At 71.6% G+C, this 19853-nt stretch carries 13 protein-coding genes; 7 read left to right on the plus strand and 6 right to left on the minus strand.

Annotation, left to right across the window (positions count from 1 at the left end; genetic code table 11):
• Positions 1–4: 4 nt before the first annotated feature.
• The 4 genes from ABG090_RS02975 to ABG090_RS02990 all read left to right on the plus strand — a co-directional run bounded on the left by ABG090_RS02975 (position 5) and on the right by ABG090_RS02990 (position 5845).
• Positions 5–1000 carry a hypothetical protein gene (locus ABG090_RS02975; protein ID WP_347756265.1) on the plus strand — a complete coding sequence of 332 codons (996 nt, stop codon included), beginning with the start codon at positions 5–7 and terminating at the stop codon, positions 998–1000.
• 48 nt (positions 1001–1048) lie between these two features.
• Positions 1049–1915 (plus strand): glucose-1-phosphate thymidylyltransferase RfbA, encoded by an 867-nt coding sequence (gene rfbA, locus ABG090_RS02980; RefSeq protein ID WP_347756267.1) that lies wholly within the window; start codon positions 1049–1051, stop codon positions 1913–1915.
• The gene (locus tag ABG090_RS02985; protein ID WP_347756269.1) at positions 1912–3960 is read left to right on the plus strand and encodes an acyltransferase family protein; all 2049 of its coding nucleotides are present in this window, start codon (positions 1912–1914) and stop codon (positions 3958–3960) included. The genes rfbA and ABG090_RS02985 overlap by 4 nt, the downstream gene beginning before the upstream one ends.
• Before the next feature lie 172 nt (positions 3961–4132).
• Positions 4133–5845: a hypothetical protein gene (locus ABG090_RS02990; protein WP_347756271.1), complete on the plus strand. Its 1713-nt coding sequence runs from the start codon at positions 4133–4135 to the stop codon at positions 5843–5845.
• 10 nt (positions 5846–5855) lie between these two features.
• Here the strand turns inward: ABG090_RS02990 and ABG090_RS02995 are convergent, their stop codons facing one another.
• Together ABG090_RS02995 and ABG090_RS03000 are read right to left on the minus strand one after the other, a co-directional pair.
• Entirely contained in the window at positions 5856–7067 is a 1212-nt protein-coding gene (locus ABG090_RS02995) for an ABC transporter ATP-binding protein (protein ID WP_347756273.1), read from the minus strand.
• Positions 7067–7984: an ABC transporter permease gene (locus ABG090_RS03000; RefSeq protein ID WP_347756274.1), complete on the minus strand. Its 918-nt coding sequence runs from the start codon at positions 7982–7984 to the stop codon at positions 7067–7069. Before ABG090_RS03000 ends, ABG090_RS02995 begins: the two co-directional genes overlap by 1 nt.
• Before the next feature lie 174 nt (positions 7985–8158).
• Between ABG090_RS03000 and ABG090_RS03005 the strand changes: the two genes are divergently transcribed.
• Complete coding sequence (locus ABG090_RS03005) at positions 8159–10852, plus strand: cell wall-binding repeat-containing protein (protein ID WP_347756276.1); 2694 nt, start codon at positions 8159–8161, stop codon at positions 10850–10852.
• A 56-nt stretch (positions 10853–10908) separates the two neighbouring features.
• Here the strand turns inward: ABG090_RS03005 and ABG090_RS03010 are convergent, their stop codons facing one another.
• From ABG090_RS03010 to ABG090_RS03020, 3 genes are read right to left on the minus strand one after another with little or no spacing between them, the layout of a single operon-like run.
• Positions 10909–13044, minus strand: coding sequence for a rhamnan synthesis F family protein (locus ABG090_RS03010; protein WP_347756277.1), 2136 nt, complete (start codon positions 13042–13044; stop codon positions 10909–10911).
• A complete protein-coding gene (locus ABG090_RS03015) occupies positions 13041–15185 on the minus strand; it encodes a glycoside hydrolase family 99-like domain-containing protein (RefSeq protein WP_347756279.1) in 2145 nt (714 codons plus the stop codon). The genes ABG090_RS03010 and ABG090_RS03015 overlap by 4 nt, the downstream gene beginning before the upstream one ends.
• 43 nt (positions 15186–15228) lie before the next feature.
• Positions 15229–16512 carry an O-antigen ligase family protein gene (locus tag ABG090_RS03020; RefSeq protein WP_347756281.1) on the minus strand — a complete coding sequence of 428 codons (1284 nt, stop codon included), beginning with the start codon at positions 16510–16512 and terminating at the stop codon, positions 15229–15231.
• Positions 16513–16623: 111 nt separating this feature from the next.
• Between ABG090_RS03020 and ABG090_RS03025 the strand changes: the two genes are divergently transcribed.
• Positions 16624–17382, plus strand: coding sequence for a polyprenol monophosphomannose synthase (locus tag ABG090_RS03025; protein WP_347756283.1), 759 nt, complete (start codon positions 16624–16626; stop codon positions 17380–17382).
• On the opposite strand, the gene ABG090_RS03030 is transcribed toward ABG090_RS03025, so the two are convergent.
• Positions 17357–18535 carry an acyl-CoA dehydrogenase family protein gene (locus tag ABG090_RS03030; protein ID WP_347756285.1) on the minus strand — a complete coding sequence of 393 codons (1179 nt, stop codon included), beginning with the start codon at positions 18533–18535 and terminating at the stop codon, positions 17357–17359. The genes ABG090_RS03025 and ABG090_RS03030 overlap by 26 nt on opposite strands.
• Before the next feature lie 137 nt (positions 18536–18672).
• Between ABG090_RS03030 and manA the strand changes: the two genes are divergently transcribed.
• Positions 18673–19788 carry a mannose-6-phosphate isomerase, class I gene (gene manA / locus ABG090_RS03035; RefSeq protein WP_347756287.1) on the plus strand — a complete coding sequence of 372 codons (1116 nt, stop codon included), beginning with the start codon at positions 18673–18675 and terminating at the stop codon, positions 19786–19788.
• Positions 19789–19853 lie beyond the last annotated feature (65 nt).

Consider the following 19853-nt stretch of genomic DNA (forward strand, 5'->3'; position numbering starts at 1 on the left):
CGACATGCGCGGGCTTCCAACGGTACGGCGCGCCGCAGCGCGTGCGCATCGTGCCGTCGGCGCACTCGCACGCAGCGGCAGGGCGCGCCTGGCGCCGCGAGCGCTGCGCGCACTCGGGGTCGGCGTGGGCCGCGGTGTCTACGACGATCGACCCGACACGGCCACCATGCGCTGGCTCGTGCGTCTGCGGCTGCGCAACCTGACATCGCGCGACGCGGTGGTCGGCGACGCGCCCGTCGTCGTGGTGATGACGACGGTCGCCGCCCGGATCGCCTTCGTCTGGGCAGCGCTCGAGTCGATCGGCGCCGGCAGCGTGCGGCCCGCGCGACTGATCCTGTGGCTCGACGATCCCGCGCTCACCGCGCTGCCTCGCTCGCTCGAGCGCCTCCAGGCGCGCGGACTCGAGGTGCGTCGGGTGGCGCCGGGCCTCGGGGTGCACACCAAGTGGCGGCCGCACGTGCTCAGCGAGTCGGCGCACCGACTGCCGATGGCGACGAGCGACGACGACCAGCTCTATCCGGCCGACTGGCTCGAGCGGCTGCTGCATGCCGCCGAGCAGCACCCTGGCGCCGTCATCGCGCATCGCGCGCACGAGATCCGCTGCGTCGGCGACGCCGTCGGGCCCTATCTGAGCTGGCAGCCCGCCTCCAGCACGCTCCCGAGCTTCGCGCACTTCGGCACGTCCGTGTCGGGGCAGCTGCTGCCGGCCGCGCTGCTCGACGCGCTGCGCGACGGCGGCGAGGGCTTCCTCGAGCAGACGCCGCATCAGGATGACGTGTGGCTGCACGCGAGCGCCGTCGCCCACGGCTTCCGCACCGCGCAGACCGGGACGGTCTCCGAGAACTTCTCGTTCGTGCCCGGCACGCAGACCGGCGGTCTCTACGTCGGCAACGTGTTCGGCGACGGCAACGACCGCGCGGTCGCCGCAGCACTCGGCGCGCAGCAGCTCGAGCGGATCCGGGGCGACGCGCGCCCATTCGGCGAGGACGGCTCGCACTAGACTGGCGCCGCTGCGCGGGGCGTGGCGAAGACGACGAACGGAGAGTCGATGCGCGGCATCATCCTGGCCGGTGGATCAGGCACGCGCCTGTGGCCGATCACGAAGGGCATCTCGAAGCAGCTGATGCCCATCTATGACAAGCCGATGGTCTACTACCCGCTCTCCACGCTCATGATGGCGGATATCCGCGAGGTGCTCGTCATCACGACGCCGGAGTACAACGAGCAGTTCCAGGCGCTGCTCGGCGACGGATCCGCGCTCGGCATGGACATCCAGTACGCCGTGCAGGCGAGCCCGGACGGACTCGCGCAGGCGTTCATCATCGCCGAGGAGTTCCTCGACGGCGAGCCCGCGGCGCTCGTGCTGGGCGACAACATCTTCCACGGCACGGGGCTCGGCTCCAGCCTGCGCCAGCACACGGAGGTCGACGGCGGCCTCGTGTTCGCGTACCAGGTCGCCAACCCCCGCTCCTACGGCGTGGTCGAGTTCGACGAGCAGATGCGTGCGGTGTCGATCGAGGAGAAGCCCGAGCACCCCAAGAGCAGCTACGCCGTCCCGGGACTGTACTTCTACGACAACGACGTCGTCGAGATCGCCAAGTCGATCACCCCGAGCGCCAGGGGCGAGCTCGAGATCTCGAGCATCAACGAGCGCTACCTGGATGCGGGCAGGCTGCAGGTGCAGGTGCTCGATCGCGGCGTCGCATGGCTCGACACGGGCACCTTCGAGTCGATGATGCAGGCCAGCGAGTACGTGCGGGTGATCGAGGACCGGCAGGGCTTCAAGATCGGCTGCATCGAGGAGATCGCCTGGCGAGCCGGGTGGATCGACGACGCGCAGCTCGAGCAGCTGGCGCAGCCGCTGCGCAAGAGCGGCTACGGCGAGTACCTCGTCCGCCTGCTGCAGCGCCCGTGACGACGGCGGTCCGCGAACGGGTCAGGGCAGGAGCCGCTCCGCGCTACATCGCGGAGATCCAGGGGCTTCGCACCGTCGCGCTGCTGATGGTCGCGGCGTTCCACATCTGGTTCGGGCGCGTCTCCGGTGGCGTCGACGTCTTCCTGCTCGTCTCGGCCTACCTGCTGACGCGGTCCCTGGTGTCCGCCGCCGAGCAGGGCAGGGGTGTGTCGCTCGTGCGGTACATCCTGCGGAAGTTCGCCAGGCTGCTGCCCGCGGCGGCAGCGGCGACGCTGCTCTCGCTGGCGGGGGCGCTGCTTGTGCTCTCGCAGCGGAGCTGGGAGGACCTCGCGCAGCAGGCCCTCGCCGCGATCACGTACACGATGAACTTCTGGCTGCAGGGCAACGCGGTCGACTACCTGGCCCAGGCGCGATCGACCGCGAGCGTGTTCCAGCACTTCTGGTCGCTCTCGGTGCAGGGCCAGATGTTCATCCTGTGGCCGATCGTGCATGTGCTGGTGGCGCTGCTGTTCCGCGCGCGCGTGCGGCAAGCCCTGCTCATCGTGTTCCTGGTGATCGGCCTCGCCTCCTTCGCCTGGTCGGTCATCTCGGTCGCGCAGGACCAGCGGCTCGCGTACTTCGACACGTGGGGGAGGCTGTGGGAGTTCGCGGCAGGCTCGGTCTTCGCGCTCATCGCGCCGTCGCTGCGGCTGTCGACCCGGGTGAAGCAGTGGATGGGCTGGGTCGGGCTCGCGGCGGTGCTCGCCACCGGCTGGCTGCTCCCGGTCGAATCCGCCTTCCCCGGCGTCGCGGCGCTCTGGCCCGTGCTCGCGGCCGGCCTGGTGCTGGTCGCCGCGGATTCCCCTCGGCAGCCCGGCGACCACGGCAATGCGCTGCTGCGGCATCCGGTGCTGGAGCAATCCGGCAAGTACATGTACGCGCTCTACCTCACCCACTGGCCCGCCCTGGTGCTGTTCGCCGCGGCGACCGGCATCGAGCGGCCGAACCCGTTGCAGGGCCTCGGGATCATTGCCGTCTCGGCCGTCGCCAGCGTGCTGATCTATCACTTCGTCGAGCATCCGGTCGCTCGGTTCACGCGAACCGGGCGCACGGTCGCGCTGCGCCAGATCGCCGCGATCGTCGTCTCGATCGCGCTGGTGCTGGCATCGGTCGTCGCCGTGCGCGTGCAGCTCGATCGTGCCGCCGACGCTCAGGCCGGTGCCCTCTCCGGACTCGACCTGACGGTGATGGGCGCGAATGCGGATCCCGATCGGGAGTTCGCCTCGGTGTACCCGGGGGAGGCGCTGACCGCCTCGTTCGCGAAGGAGCCGGGGCAGCCGTGCGCCGACGATGATCCCTACAACGCCGGCATCTGCCGCGACTGGGGCCAGCTCGAGTCCCCGGAGCGGTCGATCGTGATCGTCGGCAGCTCCCACTCGACGGCCATGTCGCCGATGCTCATGGAGACGGTCGAGCAGCACCCGACCTGGCACGTGCGCACGTTCACGTCGCCGGGCTGCTACTTCCACTGGCCCGCCGAGAACGCCTGGCCGGACGATGTCGGCGGGTGCAGCAACACCTGGAAGGTCGCCAACGCGTACATCCTGGATCGATCGCCCGACATGGTCTTCACGATCGCGTCGCTCACGCACACCGACGGCACCGAGGATCTCTTCGGCGGGAGCTTCCCCGCATGGGTCGAGTACCTGCACGAGCGGACCGGCACGCTCGTGGTCGGTCTGCGGGACAACCCGCGCACCGACTTCAATCCACTCGAGTGCGCCGAGCGGGAGGGCTTCGACAGCGCAGCCTGCTCGTTCAGCGCTGACCTGTCCGTGCCGGGCCTGGCGGGCTACGCGACCAGCATCCACGAGGCCGGCGGGGTCTTCATCGACCTCAACGACCACATCTGCCCCGATGGCGTCTGCACGCCGGCCCTTGGCGGGATCGTGACCTACGTCGACAACAGCCACATCGGCGAGCACTTCGCGGCCTCGCTCGCGCGGCTGTTCAGCACCGATCTCCGCGCCTACGCGGGCTGGTACCCGAGCGATCCGTGGGACTGACGCTGCGCGACGTGCTCGGGCCGCCCCTGGGGGCATCGCACTAGACTGGCGGCGCTGCGCCCGGCGCGGCAGAGCCGATGAACGGAGAGTCGATGCGCGCCATCATCCTGCACGGAGGATCGAGCGCGCACACGGCCGCCACCGGGGACATGCTCGTCGGGCGACGGCAGCGATGACGACCGGAGCGGAGCCTGCCAGCGGGGTCGTCGCGCGAGCCGCGCGGGCGCTCGGATCCTGGGGCCGCGCGGTGCTGCCGAAGCGCCTCGTCGCGCGCCCCGGCCCGGGCGCCGAGGCGTCTCCCGAACCCCAGTGGTCGATCTCGGAGCGCGCGGGGGTCGTCGTCCTGCGCAGCGGGGCGCGCTGGAGCTCCGGCGCGGCGGCCGCGGTCGCGGCGCTCCCGCACGAGACCTGGGTGCTCATCGCCCGCCACGACGTCGAGATCGGCGACGAGGCGATCGGCGAGCTGATCGACACCGCCGAGCACAGCGCCGTCGAGGCGGTCCAGCCCGTCGTGATGGGCGCGGAAGCCGGCACCGTGCTCGACGCCGGCAGCGTCGTGGCGCACCCGTCCTCACCGCCCTGGCGGATGCTGGAGGGGCACCCCGAGGTCGATCTCCCCGCCGCGCCGTACCGGGTCGCCGCGATCGTCGCGCCCGTGGTCCTGCTGCGCGGTCGGCTGGCTCGCGAGCTGAGGATCGGGCAGCCGCTCGGCGCGGCGATCGGCGCCGCGACCGCGGCTGCGGGTGGCGGCGCGGTCGTTCCCTCGGTGCGCGCGCGCGCCGAGCAGGCCGGCCCGGCACTGCCCACCGCTCGCCAGCTCGGCGCGACGACGCTCGACGAGCCCGCCGAGGCGCTGCGATCAGCGGGCCTCGCCGTCGAGGGCTGGCACGGTGCGGCCATCGCGCAGTACGACGCGCTGCTGGAGCGCAACGAGCTGGTCGAGGGGCTGCGCCAGGTGCGGCCCGCACTGCGGCGCACCGACGGCCGCCGCCGCTGGGCGATCCGCATCGGAGCCCCTGCCGGTCCCGTGGGGGACGGCTGGGGCGACGCCCCGTTCGCCGCTGGACTCGCGGCGGCGCTCGAACGCGCTGGCCAGCAGGCGTTCGTCGACCGTCGAGGCGCCATCGCGCGACCGCACTCCGATCAGATCGACGACGTCACGATCTCGATCCGCGGGCTCTACCGGATGCCGACGAATCCGTCCTCCTTCAACATCCTGTGGGTCATCAGCCATCCGGATTGGGTGCACGAGGAGGAGATCGGCTCCTACGACCTCGTCCTGGCGGCGAGTGAGCCGTGGGCGCGCAGCCTGGCGCCGAGCGCACCGGTGCCGGTGCTGACGCTGCTGCAGGCGACGGACGCATCGCGGTTCCATCCGGGACCGCGGGATGCGTCGCTCGCCTCCGACGTGCTGTTCGTCGGCAGGACCAGGGAGGTGTTCCGCCCGATCGTGCGCGATGCCCTGCGCGCGGGTGTCGACGTGGATCTGTACGGCGACGGCTGGGAGCCGTTCGTCGACCGCCGGCACATCCGCGCGCAGCACCTGCCGAACGAGCGCGCGGCGCTCGCCTACCGCAGCGCTCGGCGGGTGCTCAACGACCACTGGCCGGACATGGCGGAGCACGGCTTTCTCTCCAACCGCCTGTTCGACGCGGTCGCGAGCGGTGCTCGGGTCGTGACCGACCCGATCGCGGGCCTGGAGCGCTTCGGCGGTGCCGTGCGCGCGTACCGGTCCTCGGAGCAGCTCCGTGCGCTGCTGCACGACGACGAGGGCTGGCCCGACGACGCCCGGATGCGCTCGATCGCAGCGCGCGTCGGCGCCGAGGAGTCGTTCGATGCGCGAGCCGCGCGGCTCATCGAGCTGGTGGAGCAGGCCGGGCGATAGCGCGGCAGCGTCAGCGCGCCTGCAGCGCGCCGCTCAGCGTCGTCCTGGCGGTGCCGGTGGAGCTGCCGTCGCCCTCCACGCGGATCCGCAGCGCCTCGTCGGCGCGTGCCAGCTCCGGCCCCTCCGTGTGCTCGATGGCGGTGCTCACGGTGTACTCGCCCGCGCCCAGATGCAGATCGGGCATGTCGATGCGCACCCGCACCGGGCCGTTGATCCGGCCCGTGTCGACGCCCAGCCGCTGGGTGGTCGTGAAGAGTGCGAGCTGGCCGAAGCCGGTCGCCAGCGCGATGCCCAGCCGCCAGTCCTCCACCGGGTCGTGGGCGGTCAGATCCACCTCCAGTGCGACGTCGGCACCGACACCCGTGGTGGTGATCTCCCGCCCGGCGTCGTCGACCATGCGGATGCCGTCGATCGTGACCCGCTCGATCGGCGCGGCCTGCTGCACGTCGGCGACGTCGCTCCGGCGCGCGTCCTCGTACTCGCGCTGCGAGCGGAAGCCGCCGCGCAGCACCTCGACGCCTTCGATGGGAGGCCCGTCGAACACCAGGGAGCCGCGCGAGAGTACGACGGCGCGCGTGCAGAGGTCGGTGATCTGACTGAGCGCGTGGGTGACGAGCACGATCGTGCGGCCCTCGAGCTGGAACGAGCGGATCTTGTCGAGGCACTTCTCCTGGAACGCCTCGTCACCGACGGCGAGCACCTCGTCGACCAGCAGCAGGTCGGGGTCGACGTGCACCGCGACCGCGAAGGCCAGGCGCACGTACATGCCGGAGGAGTAGAACTTCACCTGCTGGTCGATGAACTGCTCGATGCCGGAGAAGTCGACGATGGCGTCGAAGTACTGATCCGTCTGCCGCTCCGACAGGCCGAGGATGGAGGCGTTGAGGTAGACGTTCTCGCGACCGGTGAGATCGGGGTGGAAGCCCGCGCCGAGCTCGAGCAGCGCCGCCATCCGGCCGCGACGCTCGACCGTGCCGCTGGAGGGCTGGATGATGCCACCGATCGTCTTCAGCAGCGTCGACTTGCCGGAGCCGTTCGGGCCGATGAGGCCCACGGTGGAGCCGCTGTCGATCTCGAGCGAGATGTGCTTGAGCGCCTCGAAGTGCTCCGCGTGCGCCCGCCCGCGCGCGGCGTTGACGATCCGCTCCTTCAGGCTCTTGTCTTTGCGCACGGTGAAGTGCTTCGACACGTCGTCGAGTCGCACGATGGGAACGCCGGACATCACAGCTCCTGTGCGAAGTCGCCCTGCAGGCGCGCGAAGATGCGCTGGGCGAGGTAGAGGGCGAGCAGGCCGACGCCGGCGCTCACGAGCATGTTGAGCCACAGCGCCGGAACGTGCGCGGTCGCGGCGCCCGCCTGCCAGAAGGCTTCCTGGAATCCCAGCACGGTGAGGGTGACGGGGCTGTTCACGTAGACGGGCAGCAGCCACTCGAAGGCGCCGCCCATGAGCCGCTCCTCGACCATCGCGATCGAGTAGAGGATGGGCGATCCCCACATGACGAGCACGAGGACCACGTCGACGAGGTAGGCGATGTCGCGCAGGTACACGTTGATCGCTGAGAGCGCGAGCGCGAACGCCGCGCTCCAGATGATCGCCAGGATGATCGCTGCAGGCGCGTACAGCAGATTCGAGCCGAAACTCAGCGCGCCGGGCGTCACGGCGGCCGCGACGATCAGGATGGCGAGCTGGATCGCGAGCGTGAACATCGCAGGGCCGATCGTCGCGAGCGGGAAGATCTCGCGTGGCAGGTAGACCTTCTTGATGAGCCCCGAGTTGACGACGATGGCACTCGTGCCCGCGCCGACGATCTCCTGGTACACCGTGTAGATCGCGAGTCCGGCGAAGATGTAGATGCCGAAGTTCTCGATCTGACGAGCGGCTCCGAGGAACTCGCCGACGACCACGGCGTAGACGAACAGCATCGTGAGCGGGCGCACGAGGCTCCACACGAAGCCCAGCTTCGAGTCCTTGTACCTGGCCTTCAGCTCGCGCTTCGTGAGGCGACCGAGCAGCTCTCGGTAGTGCCACACATCCTTCGATGCGGCGACGAAGCCGGAGAAGCCGCTTGAACGAGCTCCGGCGTGCTCCCACGGCTCTTCGGCGAGCCGCTGCGCGCGGGTCATCGCGACGTCAGACATCTGTGCTCCTGCCTCCGGGAAGACCGCGCGCCCGTGCGTTCTCGGGGCGATCAGGTGAACCGCGCCATCGTATCCCAGCCGGGCCGCGGCCGCCGCGAGGGCGCCGCTTGAATCGGGGTACGCCGCGACCGCTACACTTCAACAGAAACTTGAAGGTTAGATGCGAGGAACCACATGTTGAGACGACGGCCACTGGTCGCGATTGTCGCCGTGATCGCGATGCTGTCGGGCGTGGTCGCCGCGACACCGGCGACTCCCGCGGAGGCTGTGAGCGCATCCGACTTCACCCCGGGCAACCTCATCTCGGACGCGAACTTCTTCGACGGCAAGGCGCTCACCGCGTCGCAGACGCAGACCTTCCTCGAGCAGCGGCGCCCGAGCTGCACGACCGGCTACACGTGCCTGCGCGACTACCGGCAGGCCACCCCCGCCATGACCGGCACGCAGTACTGCGATGCGATGCCGGGGCAGAGCAATGAGCGCGCGTCGTCGATCATCGGTCGCGTCGGACAGGCGTGCGACATCTCGCAGCGAGTGCTCCTGGTGCTGCTCGAGAAGGAGCAGTCGCTCGTCACCACCTCCCGGCCCTCGAGCACCCAGTACGAGCGGGCCACGGGCTTCGCGTGCCCGGACACGGCGCCCTGCGACCCGTCCTTCGGCGGCTTCTTCTACCAGGTCTACAACGCGGCGCGACAGTTCCAGCGCTACGCGATGTACCCCTCGAACTACCAGCACCGCGTCGGCGTGCGCCAGGTGCTCTACCACCCCAACGCGGCGTGCGGATCGTCGGCGGTCAACATCGAGAACCAGGCCACCGCCGGGCTCTACAACTACACGCCGTACCAGCCGAACAAGGCGGCCCTCGCCAACATGTACGGCACGGGCGACTCGTGCTCGGCCTACGGCAACCGCAACTTCTGGCGCATCTTCACCGACTGGTTCGGTGACCCGCGCGGCGCTGGCAGCGGCCCGCCCATCGGCGCCGTCGATGCCAGCGCGACCACCTACGGGCTGCAGGCGACCCTGAGCGGCTGGGCGTTCGATCCCGACACCACCTCGCCCATCCGCGTGCACGTCTACGCGAACAACCCCTACCCGCAGGGCCGCAACGTCGGCACGCTCATCGCCGAGCAGCAGCGGGCCGACATCCCCGCGCGCACGCCCGGTAACAGCGACCGATTCGGCTTCTCCGGCACGCTCACGGTGCCCAGCGGCACGACCCGGCTGTGCGTGCACGCGCTCGACTCGACCGTGCACGGCAGCACGATGATCGGCTGCGTCGAGGTCACGCCGAAGGCGGGCACGCCGATCGGGCAGATCGACAGCACCTACTCGGTCGGCTCCACCGCGTTCCTGCGCGGCTGGGCGCACGACCCCGACTCGAAGTCGCCGATCCGCGTGCACATCTATCGCGGGGGCCCGCTCGGAGTGGGCAAGCCGCAGGTCGCGGCCGACGCGGACCTGCCGCGCCCTGACGTGCAGCGGGCGGTCTCGACCGCGGGCGCGGCGCACGGCTACGAGATCGCGGTGCCCGCGCCGGTCGGGGGCGAGACGTACTGCGCCTACGCGATCAACGTCGAGGGCGGCGACCACCGGATGATCGGCTGTCGTGACGTGGAGCCGAGGGGCGGCCCTCCCAGCGGTGCGTTCGAGGCGATCGAGCGGACCTCGACCGGCGACGTCGTCCTCACCGGCTGGGCGGTCGACCCCAGCACCTCGGCCTCCAGCAGCGTGCGGGTCTCGGTCGCAGGGCGCGACGTGGGCACGTACGTCGCGAGCGTGGCACGCTCCGACGTCGCGAGCTCCTACCCGGGCTACGGCGCGGCGCACGGGTTCCGCGTGCAGCTGCAGCTGGGGGCTGGCGAGCACCGCGTGTGCGTCACGGCGCTCGATCACACCGGTGGTGACCCGGCGACCTCGCTCGGCTGCCGGACGGTGTCGGTCACGCTCGCATCGCTGATGCCCTCCGCAGACCGGATCTCCGGCGCGAACCGGTTCCTGACCTCGGTCGCGGTGTCGAAGGACTCCTTCCCGAGCACGGCGCCCGTCGTGTACCTCGCGAGCGGCACGAGCTTCCCCGACGGACTCTCCGCTGGCCCCGCCGCCGCGCACGACGGCGGACCGGTGCTCCTCACGCCCGCGGGCTCGGTGCCGCAGGAGGTGCTCGCCGAGATCCGCAGGCTGAAGCCGCAGGAGATCGTCATCGTCGGTGGCACGCCCTCGGTCTCGGCAGCCGCCGAGCAGCAGGTGCGCGGCCTCGGCGTCGCCCGCACGGTCGTGCGGCTCAACGGCGCGAACCGGTTCGAGACCAGCCGGATGGTCGCGGAGCACGCCTTCGGGCGGGACGCCGACGCGGTCTTCCTCGCCACCGGGCTGCGCTTCCCGGACGCGCTGGCAGCAGGACCGGCCGCCGCACTCCGCAACGGCCCCGTGCTGCTGGTGAACGGCACGGCCGCCGCGCCGGACGCCGCGACGCGCGCGACGATCGCCGCGCTCCGCCCGTCGTACATCGGCGTGGTCGGGAACGCGAGCTCGATCTCGACCGGCATGGAGCAGGCCGTCCGGGCCGGCGGCGTCACTGTCGAGCGCTTCGCCGGCGACAACCGATTCGAGACCGCCGCCGAGCTCGGCAGGCTCTTCGGCGACGTCGACTCCGTGCTCGTCGCGAGCGGCGAGGGCTTCGCCGACGCGCTGCCCGGCGCCGCGGCGGCGGGCGCGGCGGGCTCCCCGCTGCTGCTCTCGCACAGCACCTGCGTGCCGGTGCCCACGGGCGACCGGCTCGCGGAGTGGCGGCCAGGCGAGGTCATCCTGCTCGGCGGCGTGCCGACGCTCGGTGCCGACGTGGCGTCCTACCGCTCCTGCGGTTGACGCGACCGCGATGAGGTCCGGCCTTGGCGGGCATCCGCCCGGGCCGGGCCTCGCGGCTAGCGCATGCGAGAGCGCGCGAGGCGCACGGCCTTCCGCGTCGCCCGCACGCCGAGCGAGCGCATGCGGCCGAGCGGGCCGAGCGGCCCGAAGCGGCGCTCGATGCGCTCGAGGGCCGCGGTGGACCCGTCGATGCGCTCGGCGTGCTCGATCCGGATCCTGAGCACGTCGCCGGCGCGCAGGGGCCCCGTGATGTCGTAGGCGGGATCGTGCGTCGAGAACAGGTCGAGCGAACCGGCACGCGACCCGTTCACGGGCCGGATGCGATACCCGGGCGTCTCGACGCGGATGCCGCTGACGAGCAGTCCGGTGCCCTCTGCAGGGTCGAAGCGGATGCCGATCGCACCCGCAGGCACCACTGCCTCCACGAGCATCGGGCCGCCGTTGGGATGCTCGGACTGCGGCGCACCGGCATGCCGGTAGCCGCCGCCGGTGTCGAAGAACACGGTGGCGTCCAGCGGGCGTCCTCCCGCGCGAGCGAGCACGTCGCCGAGCGTGTCGTGCGCGCCGGCGCCCACGGCGCGGGCGACGTCGGCGATGAAGGCGTCGCCGATCTCCAGGTGCGTGATGGCCGCAGCCTTCGTCACGCCCGTGCGGGCTCGCAGGCCGAGCGCCGCCAGGCCCTGCAGCATGATCGAGGCCCACTCGTGGTGCGCCAGGCGCGCGCGGTCCGCAGCGGACATGCCGGCGGCGACCTCGGCCAGGCGCTCGAGCAGCTCGCGCCGCACCCACAGCGACGCGCCCGGCGTAGGGGCAGCGGGTGCCTGCGGCTGCCCGCCGCCCGCCGCTGCCTCCAGTGCCGCGCGACCGCGCTTGGACGGCGTGCGCGTGAGGCTCCCGACGAGCCTCCTGCCGAGCGCCGCGGGGGGCACGATGGCGCCGAGGGTGTCGTCGTCGTCGAAGGCGGCGCACGCGGCCTGCAGCGCGATCGTGCCATCGCCGAGCGAGGCGCGCGCATGCGAGCGAGCGATCCGGGCATCCTCGGCCCAGCCGGGACGCGGGTCGTCGCCGAGCAGCAGGAAGCGTTCGCTCGCGAGCTCGAGGGCGGCGAGCATCGCCGGGCCGGCAACGGGAGCGAGCACCCGCACGCCGGCGACCGCCGCCGCCCGCGCCGCGTCCGAGTCGGTCGCGTCGCTGATGAGGGCCACGCGCTCGGCGCCGATCGATCGACTCCACTCCGAGATTGCGGAGGCTGCCATCGGTCCCTCGAGCACGACCACCGTCGCGTCGACCTGACCTGGCTCGCCCGCCTGGTCGAGCCACACCGGATCCTGCAGCGTGCGGCGCAGCCGGAGTGCGGGCATGGTGCGGATCGCGTGGGCGAGCAGCTCGCGCCGGAGGTCGCCGGGCATCGCCGAGAGCAGGCTCCACAGCTCCGCGGTGGCCGCGCCGTCCGAGTGGGTCGTGAGCTCGTGGCTGCTCAGGTACAGCATCCGCCGCTTGAACACCGGGCAGCCGCGCTCCCGCACGAGCAGCGCGGCGAGGCCGATGATCGGGTTGGTCGAGAGGTGCTCGAGATCGCTGGTGTCGACCGCGACCGACCACGTGAACCCGTGATCCTCGAAGTAGCCGGTCTGCTCCATCTCGTGCAGGCGCACCGCGTCGGCGTAGCCCTCGATGGCGGGCAGGTCGCGCCAGTAGGACGCGAACGCCTCGCTGCGGAGCACGCTCGAGCGATACACGGTGAAGTAGCTCTGCACGTGCGCGCGCTCCGTGCGCGGCGCCGCGCGCCCAGCGGACGGGTCGGCGGGGCCGTGCCGCGTGATGCCCCAGAAGTCGATGTCCTGCTCGGCCATGGTGTCGAACATGGCCCGGAGCGGCCGCAGCGGGCCGAAGACCGAGGAGTTCGCGACGATGAGCTCATCCAGCTCTGCGAGCGCGGGCGCGAGCGCGTCGATCCCCGCCTGGAACGCCTCGACGTCGTAGCCGTGGTTGTCGCGCACGATCAGCGTCGCGCCGAGCTCCTCGACGCGTCGGCGCCCGGCGGGCTCGAGCTCGCCGTTGACGACCACGACCGCGCGCTCGACGTGCTCGAGCAGCGCCCGCAGGTAGTGCTCGTTCGCCGCGTCGAGGACGCCGTCGACGTCGTGAAACGCCCAGACGAGCGCCCGGCGCGGGCTCGCCGTCAGCCTCATCCCGCACCCATCGCGGAGCGGCACGCCTGCAGGAACGACCTGCCGTACTGCTCCGTCGGCTCGAGCACCGCGGATTCCGCCCACTCGTTCCACGCGTTGACGAAGATGAGGCGGCGATCCGGCTCCCGATCCGCGACCGCCGCGGCGCACGCCGCGAGCCACCGACGGAAGGTGTACGGATTGGTGCCGGTGAACAGATCCGGCTGCCACTGGCGGCGCGCGGTGTTGTCGAACGTCACCATCGCGCCCGGGTAGGCGTCCTCCGGCAGTGCGGCGAGACGCCGGCGGTAGCCGTCGACCATGGCGCGGTAGCTCATCGCCCTGCCCTCGAATCGCGCGTCCCACTGGTCGGCGGGGATCTCGGTCGCGACCCAGTCCAGGTTGTGCGGCGCGAAGTCGAGCGACCCGTCGATGATGCCGATCGCACCGGCATCGCGCAGGCTGCCCATGGCCGGGCCGACGTCGACCTGCAGCAGCAGCAGCTCGCCGACGCCCTCCTCGCGGCAGCGCTCCCGCCAGCGGGCGACCGTCGCCGCCGGATCGGGGAGCTGCGCGAGCTTGTAGACGGCCAGCACTGCGGCGCCATCGGCGCGCAGGTAGCGCGGGTCGCGCAGCAGCGGCATGACATCCTCGATGAACTGCTCCGCCGGCACCGACTCGTACTCCTGGCCGATCAGCACATCGGTGTCGCCGCCATCCCACCGGCGGGTCCAGTTCTCGTTCGCCCACATGATGCAGATCGGCTGGTCGAGATCGCTCTCGAGCAGGCGTTCGATCGGTCGCTCGAGCAGCTTCCTGCCCGCGAACCAGTAGTAGTAGTACATGAAGCCCGCGATGCTGTGGGTGCGTGCGAGCTCGAGCTGCTGCTCGCGCACCGTGTCGAGCTCGAGCGAGTAGAAGCCGAGCTCGGTCGGCCGCAGCGGCACATCGTGGCCGGGGTAGAGCGGATGCGCCTTGACCACGTTGTACCACTCGGTGAATCCCTTGCCCCACCAGCGATCGTTCTCGGCGACGCGGTGGAACTGCGGCAGGTAGAACGGCACGAGCCTGGCGCGCGGCGCCGTGCAGGCCTCGCCCGGCTCGGCCGGCAGGTCGGAGCGCGTCAGGACGCGCATGCCCGCCTCCTCGGAGAGCAGACCGACCATGCGCTCGATCGCGTGCGCGCACGTGCCGTCGATCTGGCCCGCCTCGGCCTCGAAATCGTCGCGCTCGAAGCGGAAGGCCCGCAGGCCCTGCAGCACGAAGCCGCGGATCCAGTACATCGAGCCGGCCGGGAAGCGCAGCGCATCCGGATCCAGCGGCATGCCGAGCCTGCGGTAGATGCCACGCACGAGTCCGAGGTCACCGCCCCAGTGCTCGGGACCGGCGATGCTGCCGTCGGCGGTCACCACAGCGATCTCGGGATCGGCGCGCATCGCAGCGAGGATCGCGCCGACGTTCTCGGTCGAGCCGAGCAGCGCATCCACCAGCGACTTGCGCCAGGCGGCGCCGTCGCCGTCGAGCGTGTCGTGCGCCTCGCGCCAGGCGCTCTGCTTCGTGTGCACCTTGAGCACCACCGGGTAGGGGTCGAGGATGCCCGCGTTGACCAGTTGCACGAGCGGCCAGATGTCGCGCCCGTGGTTCTCGACCGAGAGCACCTCGACGTGCTGGGCGCCGGCCGCGCGCAGCTGCTGCGCGGAGATGCTCGTGCCGGACGAGTTGGTGACGTAGAGGTCGAAGGGCTCGTCGATCGAGCGCAGGCCGACGAGCAGCTCGTCCAGCAGCTCGGGGAAGTGGCAGTGCAGCACGACCGCGACGCCGGCCGGCTCTGCGACCGGGACTCGGCTGAATCGCCAGTCGACCGGGAAGCCGACGAACCGAGAGGCGTCCATGCGGGAGGACCATCGCTCGAACGAGGACGGCGCGTCGGCGTCGCCCTCGGCGAGGGGGGCTGCGCGACGCCTGCCGTGCACGACAGCGCGGGCCGCACGGCCGCCGAAGCGCACCAGCCGCTGCGCCCTGGTCGCCCACAGGCGGGGATCGAGCGGGTCGGTGCGAGCAGCGCGCTCCTCGGCGCCCCGCAGCGCTCCCCGCAGCTCATCGACCTGCTGGCGCAGCTCGATGAGCTCGTCGTCGCGTGAGGGATCTGGGTTCGCAGTCACCGGGCCAGCCTAACGATCGCACCGAGGTGCTGCCCGGCGGTGATCAGATCGGTTGCGTGATCGCGACCGTGCGCGGCGCGCGCGGGGCGATCTGCTTCCGCAGCGGGCCGATGGCGAAGATGACAAGGAGCATCATGCCGAACTCGATCCACGGGCGGGACTCCGCGAGCCCCTGCACGAACAGCGCGACCCACAGCAGCAGCGGGATGGTGTTCAGCGCCCGTTCGCCGACCGGCGCGCGGTAGAGGGCGCCGAGCGCATTGGCGACCGCCCGGTACTGCAGCGCGGCCCACAGCAGCACCCCGACGATGCCGAGCTGCATGAAGACATCCAGCCAGACGTTGTGCGCCTGCAGGTAGACCATGCCGTGCATCTCGCCCAGGGTGTCGAACGGGGGCACCCACGGCAGCCAGTATCCGAGGTAGCCGACGCCCACGACCGGGCTCGTGAGGCCGAGATCGATCACCCGGCCCCAGATGTCGAAGCGGCCCGTCATGTCGGCGTCTCGGCCGAGGAAGTCGGTCACGTGCGCCCAGTTGCCGATGATCAGGCCGATGCAGGTGAGCCCGACGGCGATGGCCATGCCGAAGATCCGGTAGAAGGTCGCACCCCGCCACCGCACCCAGGAGACGACCAGCAGCGTCAGCACCGCGACCATCGCGGTTGCGAACAGCACCGTCGCGCTGCGGGTGGCGGCGTGCGCGAGGATCGGCAGCGCGACCCACAGCGGCCAGGTGCGGCGGTCGAGTCCGGCCGCGGCGCGGCATCCGGCGATGATGAGCGCGATGAGTGCCACCATCCCGAGCAGATTCGCGTTGCCCATGATGCCCTGCACGCGCCCGCCGTCGAACAGCGCGCCGCTCGACCAGTGCAGCTCGCCGCTGACGTCCGGTGGGTAGTCGGCCCACAGCGGGAAGAGCGGGCGGCGGAGCACGAGCGCGACGAACGACTCGAACAGGAACGACGCGATGAGCAGGCCCTGCATCGTCCAGTGCGTGAGGTCGAGGATGAGGCGATAGGGGAGCGTGGCGATGAGCACGGCGCTCGCGATCGTCCCGAGCAGCAGCACCGAGCCGAGCAGCGACCAGCCGGGGGCGATCGCCCAGAGCGCCGAGACGAGGGCCATCGCGGCGAAGGCGACGACGGGCACGGGCATCCGCGTCAGGCGCACGCGCAGCAGCACGAGCTCCACCGCGACCCAGGCGAAGGTCGCGATGACGATCGCTCCCCAGGCGGGATAGCCGATGACGTTCCGGACGGCGTCGCCGCAGGCCGCGTTCGCGACGATCCAGGTTGCGAGGATCGTCCTCCTTCTCTGCCCGGGCACGGCACCATCGTGCCATGTCCTGCCGTGGCGACTGGCCTCGCCGCCTCGGAGTCGCCTGCGGCTCGCTGTGCGAGGATTGCTCGCCCCCGCTGACCGTTCACTTGGAGCCCCATGCGCGCCATCGTCCTCGTTCCCACCTACAACGAGCTGCAGGCGCTTCCGACGACCATGGACCAGCTGCTGCAGGCGGCGCCCGATGTCTCGGTGCTGGTGATCGACGACGCGAGTCCCGACGGCACGGGCGAGCTCGCCGACGCCATGGCCGACGCCGACGCTCGGATCAGCGTGCTGCACCGCACGCAGAAGGAGGGACTCGGGCGCGCGTACCTGCATGGCATGCGGCTGGCGCTGGAGCGCGGGGCGGACGCCGTGGTCGAGTTCGACGCGGACGGCTCGCATCCGGCCGACGCCGTGCCGCGGATGCTCGCGCAGCTCGAAGCCGGGGCCGACCTCGTGATCGGTTCGCGCTGGGTGCCGGGCGGCGGCATCGCCGACTGGCCGCGCCACCGGCAGGCGATCTCGCGGCTCGGCAACGTCTACGCGCGGCTCATGCTCGGCTCATCGGTCCAGGACATGACCGCCGGCTGCCGCGCCTACACCGCCGAGCTGCTGCGCCGCATCGACCTCGACGGGGTCCGCAGCCAGGGCTACGGCTTCCAGATCGACATGACGCGCCGGGCGCTCGAGGCGGGCGCGACCGTGGTCGAAGTGCCGATCCTGTTCCGCGAGCGCGAGCTCGGCAGCTCGAAGATGACCGGGGCGATCATCGCCGAGGCGCTGACGAGCGTGACCGGCTGGGGGATCGGCCGCACCTGCGCAGCGGCGGTCGACCGCGTCGCCAGCGTCAGACGAAGGCTGACTCGCCGGTGATGGCGCGGCCGACGATGAGCGCGTTCATCTGGGCGGTGCCCTCGTAGGTGTAGATGGCCTCGGCGTCGGCGAAGAAGCGAGCGACGTCGTAGTCGGTGACGATGCCGTTGCCGCCGCAGATCTCCCGGCACCAGCCGACGACCTCTCGCATGTGCGAGGTCGTGAAGGATTTCGCGAGGGCGGAGTGCGCGTCCGCCTGCCGGCCCTCGTCCAGCATCCGCGACACCTGCACGCAGAGGGCGATCGAGGCGGTGATGTGGCCGAGTGACTTCGCGAGCATGTCCTGCACGAGCTGATGCCCGGCGATCGGCTTGCCGAACTGCACCCGCTCGGTCGCGTACCGCACTGCCGCCTCGTAGGCACCGATCATGATGCCGACGGCGCTCCAGGCCACCTCCGCGCGCGTCAGCCGCAGCACCCGAGCGGTGTCGCGGAAGCTCGCCGCGCCCTGCAGGCGCATCGATTCCGGCACCCGCACGCCCTCGAGCACAATGTCGGCGTTCTGCACCATGCGCAGCGAGATCTTGCGCTCGATCTTCGTCGCGGAGAATCCGGGCGAGTCGGTCGGCACGATGAAGCCCTTCACCGTGCCGTCGGCGGCGTCCTTCGCCCAGATGACGACGATGTCGGCGTGCGTGGCATTGCCGATCCATCGCTTGGCGCCGTCGATCACCCACGCATCGCCGTCCCGGCGCGCGACCGTGCGCAGTCCCTGCGAGGAGTCCGAGCCCGACAGCGGCTCGGTCAGGCCGAACGCGCCGACCACCGAGCAGTCGGCGAGCTTCGGCAGCCACTCGGCGCGCTGCTCCGGGCTGCCGGCGACGCCGATCGAGCCGGCCACCAGGCCGTTCTGCACGCCCACGAAAGTCGAGACGGAGGCATCGATGCGGCTCATCTCGAGCGCGACCCAGCCGCGGTACACGGCGGAGTTCTCGAAGCGCGCCGACTCGGGCCATCCTGCGCCGATGACGCCGAGCTCGGCGATGCCGGGGATGAGGTCCATCGGGAACGCGTCGCGGTGCCAGTGATCGTCGATGATCGGGTGCACCCGCTCCTCCATGAACGAGCGGATCTCTGCGAGCGATGCCTGCTCGGTCTCGGTGAGATCCGTCGCGAACCCGTAGAAATCGCTCGTCAGCGGCGTGAAGGTCATGGCTCCTCGTTCTGTGGATGGGCGGCTGCGGCCGCGTGCCTGCGTCAGGCGGCCGTTGGCGCCAGGGTACGACGGCACCGGGGCATCCACCCGGCCGTTGGTACGCTCGTGCCAATCCGCGGGAAGGAGACCGGGACGTGTTTGTGCCGATCGCCAATCAGCCGCGGGATTACGCATGGGGCAGCCGCACGCTGCTCGCCGACTACCTGGGCCGCGAGCCCTCCGGTGGGCCGGAGGCCGAGCTGTGGCTCGGCGCCCATCCTGGCTGCCCGTCGCGCGTGACCGCGGGCGAGCAGGCCGGCATGGATCTCGGCGCCGCGATCGAGGCCGCCGGCGGACGGCAGCCGAGCATGCTGCTCAAGGTGCTGGCGGCGGCAGAGCCGCTCTCGCTGCAGGTGCATCCGGACGCGGCGCGCGCACGCGCGGGGTTCGAGCGCGAAGATGCAGCGGGTGTCGCGCGCGATGCGCCGCACCGCAACTACCGGGATCCGTTCGCGAAGCCCGAGCTCATCGTGGCGGTGACCCCGTTCGAGGCGCTCAGCGGATTCCGGCCGGTGGACGACGCCGAGCGGGTGTTCGACGGGCTGGCGGCCCTCGACGCGCGATGCGCGCCGGTCGCGGAGCGCGTGCGGGCCGGCGGGGGGCTGGCATGGCTGCTCTCCGGCGCGCCGGAGGTGGCGCCCGCCGTGCGGGCGGCCGCGGACCGGATCGACGACATCGCCGCGACCCTGCCCGGCGAGGCCGACACCATCCGCCGCCTCGCGCTCGCGCACCCCGGCGATCCCGGCATCCTGGTGGCGCTGCTGCTCAACCGCCTCTCCCTCGCCCCCGGGGAGGCGCTCTACCTCCCGGCCGGCAACCTGCACGCCTACCTGGAGGGTCTCGGCATCGAGCTCATGGGCCCGAGCGACAACGTGCTGCGCGGCGGACTCACGCCCAAGCACGTCGACGTGCCAGAGCTGCTGGCCGTGGTCGACACGACGCCGCAGATAGATCCGCGACTGCCGTCCCGCCCGCTCGACGGCGCGGTCGCGTACCGGCCCCCGGCGCCGTTCGAGCTGCGCCGCGTCGACGGCGCGCACTCCGTCGCCGCCGGACGGGGGCTATTGCTCGCGGTGAGCCCCGCGACCGTCGACGTCGATGGCGACCGGCGACGCCTCGCCGCATCCGAGGCGGCATGGATCGACACCGACGCGCCGTTCCGCGTGGACGCTGCCGAGGCGTGGCTCGCGCTCGACCTCGACACGCCGTGACCGAGTTCCCGGCCAGCGGCGCGCGACACGCTTAGAATCCCCGACTTGACGCGGAGCGAACTACA

Source organism: Agrococcus sp. ProA11, from assembly GCF_039880525.1.
In the GTDB taxonomy this organism is placed as follows: domain Bacteria; phylum Actinomycetota; class Actinomycetes; order Actinomycetales; family Microbacteriaceae; genus Agrococcus; species Agrococcus chionoecetis.

Coding starts and splice junctions, on each gene's coding strand:
- ABG090_RS02975 (WP_347756265.1), top strand. CDS start 5: ATGCGCGGGCTTCCAACGGTACGGCGCGCCGCAGCGCGTGCGCATCGT.
- rfbA (WP_347756267.1), top strand. CDS start 1,049: ATGCGCGGCATCATCCTGGCCGGTGGATCAGGCACGCGCCTGTGGCCG.
- ABG090_RS02990 (WP_347756271.1), top strand. CDS start 4,133: ATGACGACCGGAGCGGAGCCTGCCAGCGGGGTCGTCGCGCGAGCCGCG.
- ABG090_RS02995 (WP_347756273.1), bottom strand. CDS start 7,067: ATGTCCGGCGTTCCCATCGTGCGACTCGACGACGTGTCGAAGCACTTC.
- ABG090_RS03000 (WP_347756274.1), bottom strand. CDS start 7,984: ATGTCTGACGTCGCGATGACCCGCGCGCAGCGGCTCGCCGAAGAGCCG.
- ABG090_RS03005 (WP_347756276.1), top strand. CDS start 8,159: ATGTTGAGACGACGGCCACTGGTCGCGATTGTCGCCGTGATCGCGATG.
- ABG090_RS03010 (WP_347756277.1), bottom strand. CDS start 13,044: ATGAGGCTGACGGCGAGCCCGCGCCGGGCGCTCGTCTGGGCGTTTCAC.
- ABG090_RS03025 (WP_347756283.1), top strand. CDS start 16,624: ATGCGCGCCATCGTCCTCGTTCCCACCTACAACGAGCTGCAGGCGCTT.
- ABG090_RS03030 (WP_347756285.1), bottom strand. CDS start 18,535: ATGACCTTCACGCCGCTGACGAGCGATTTCTACGGGTTCGCGACGGAT.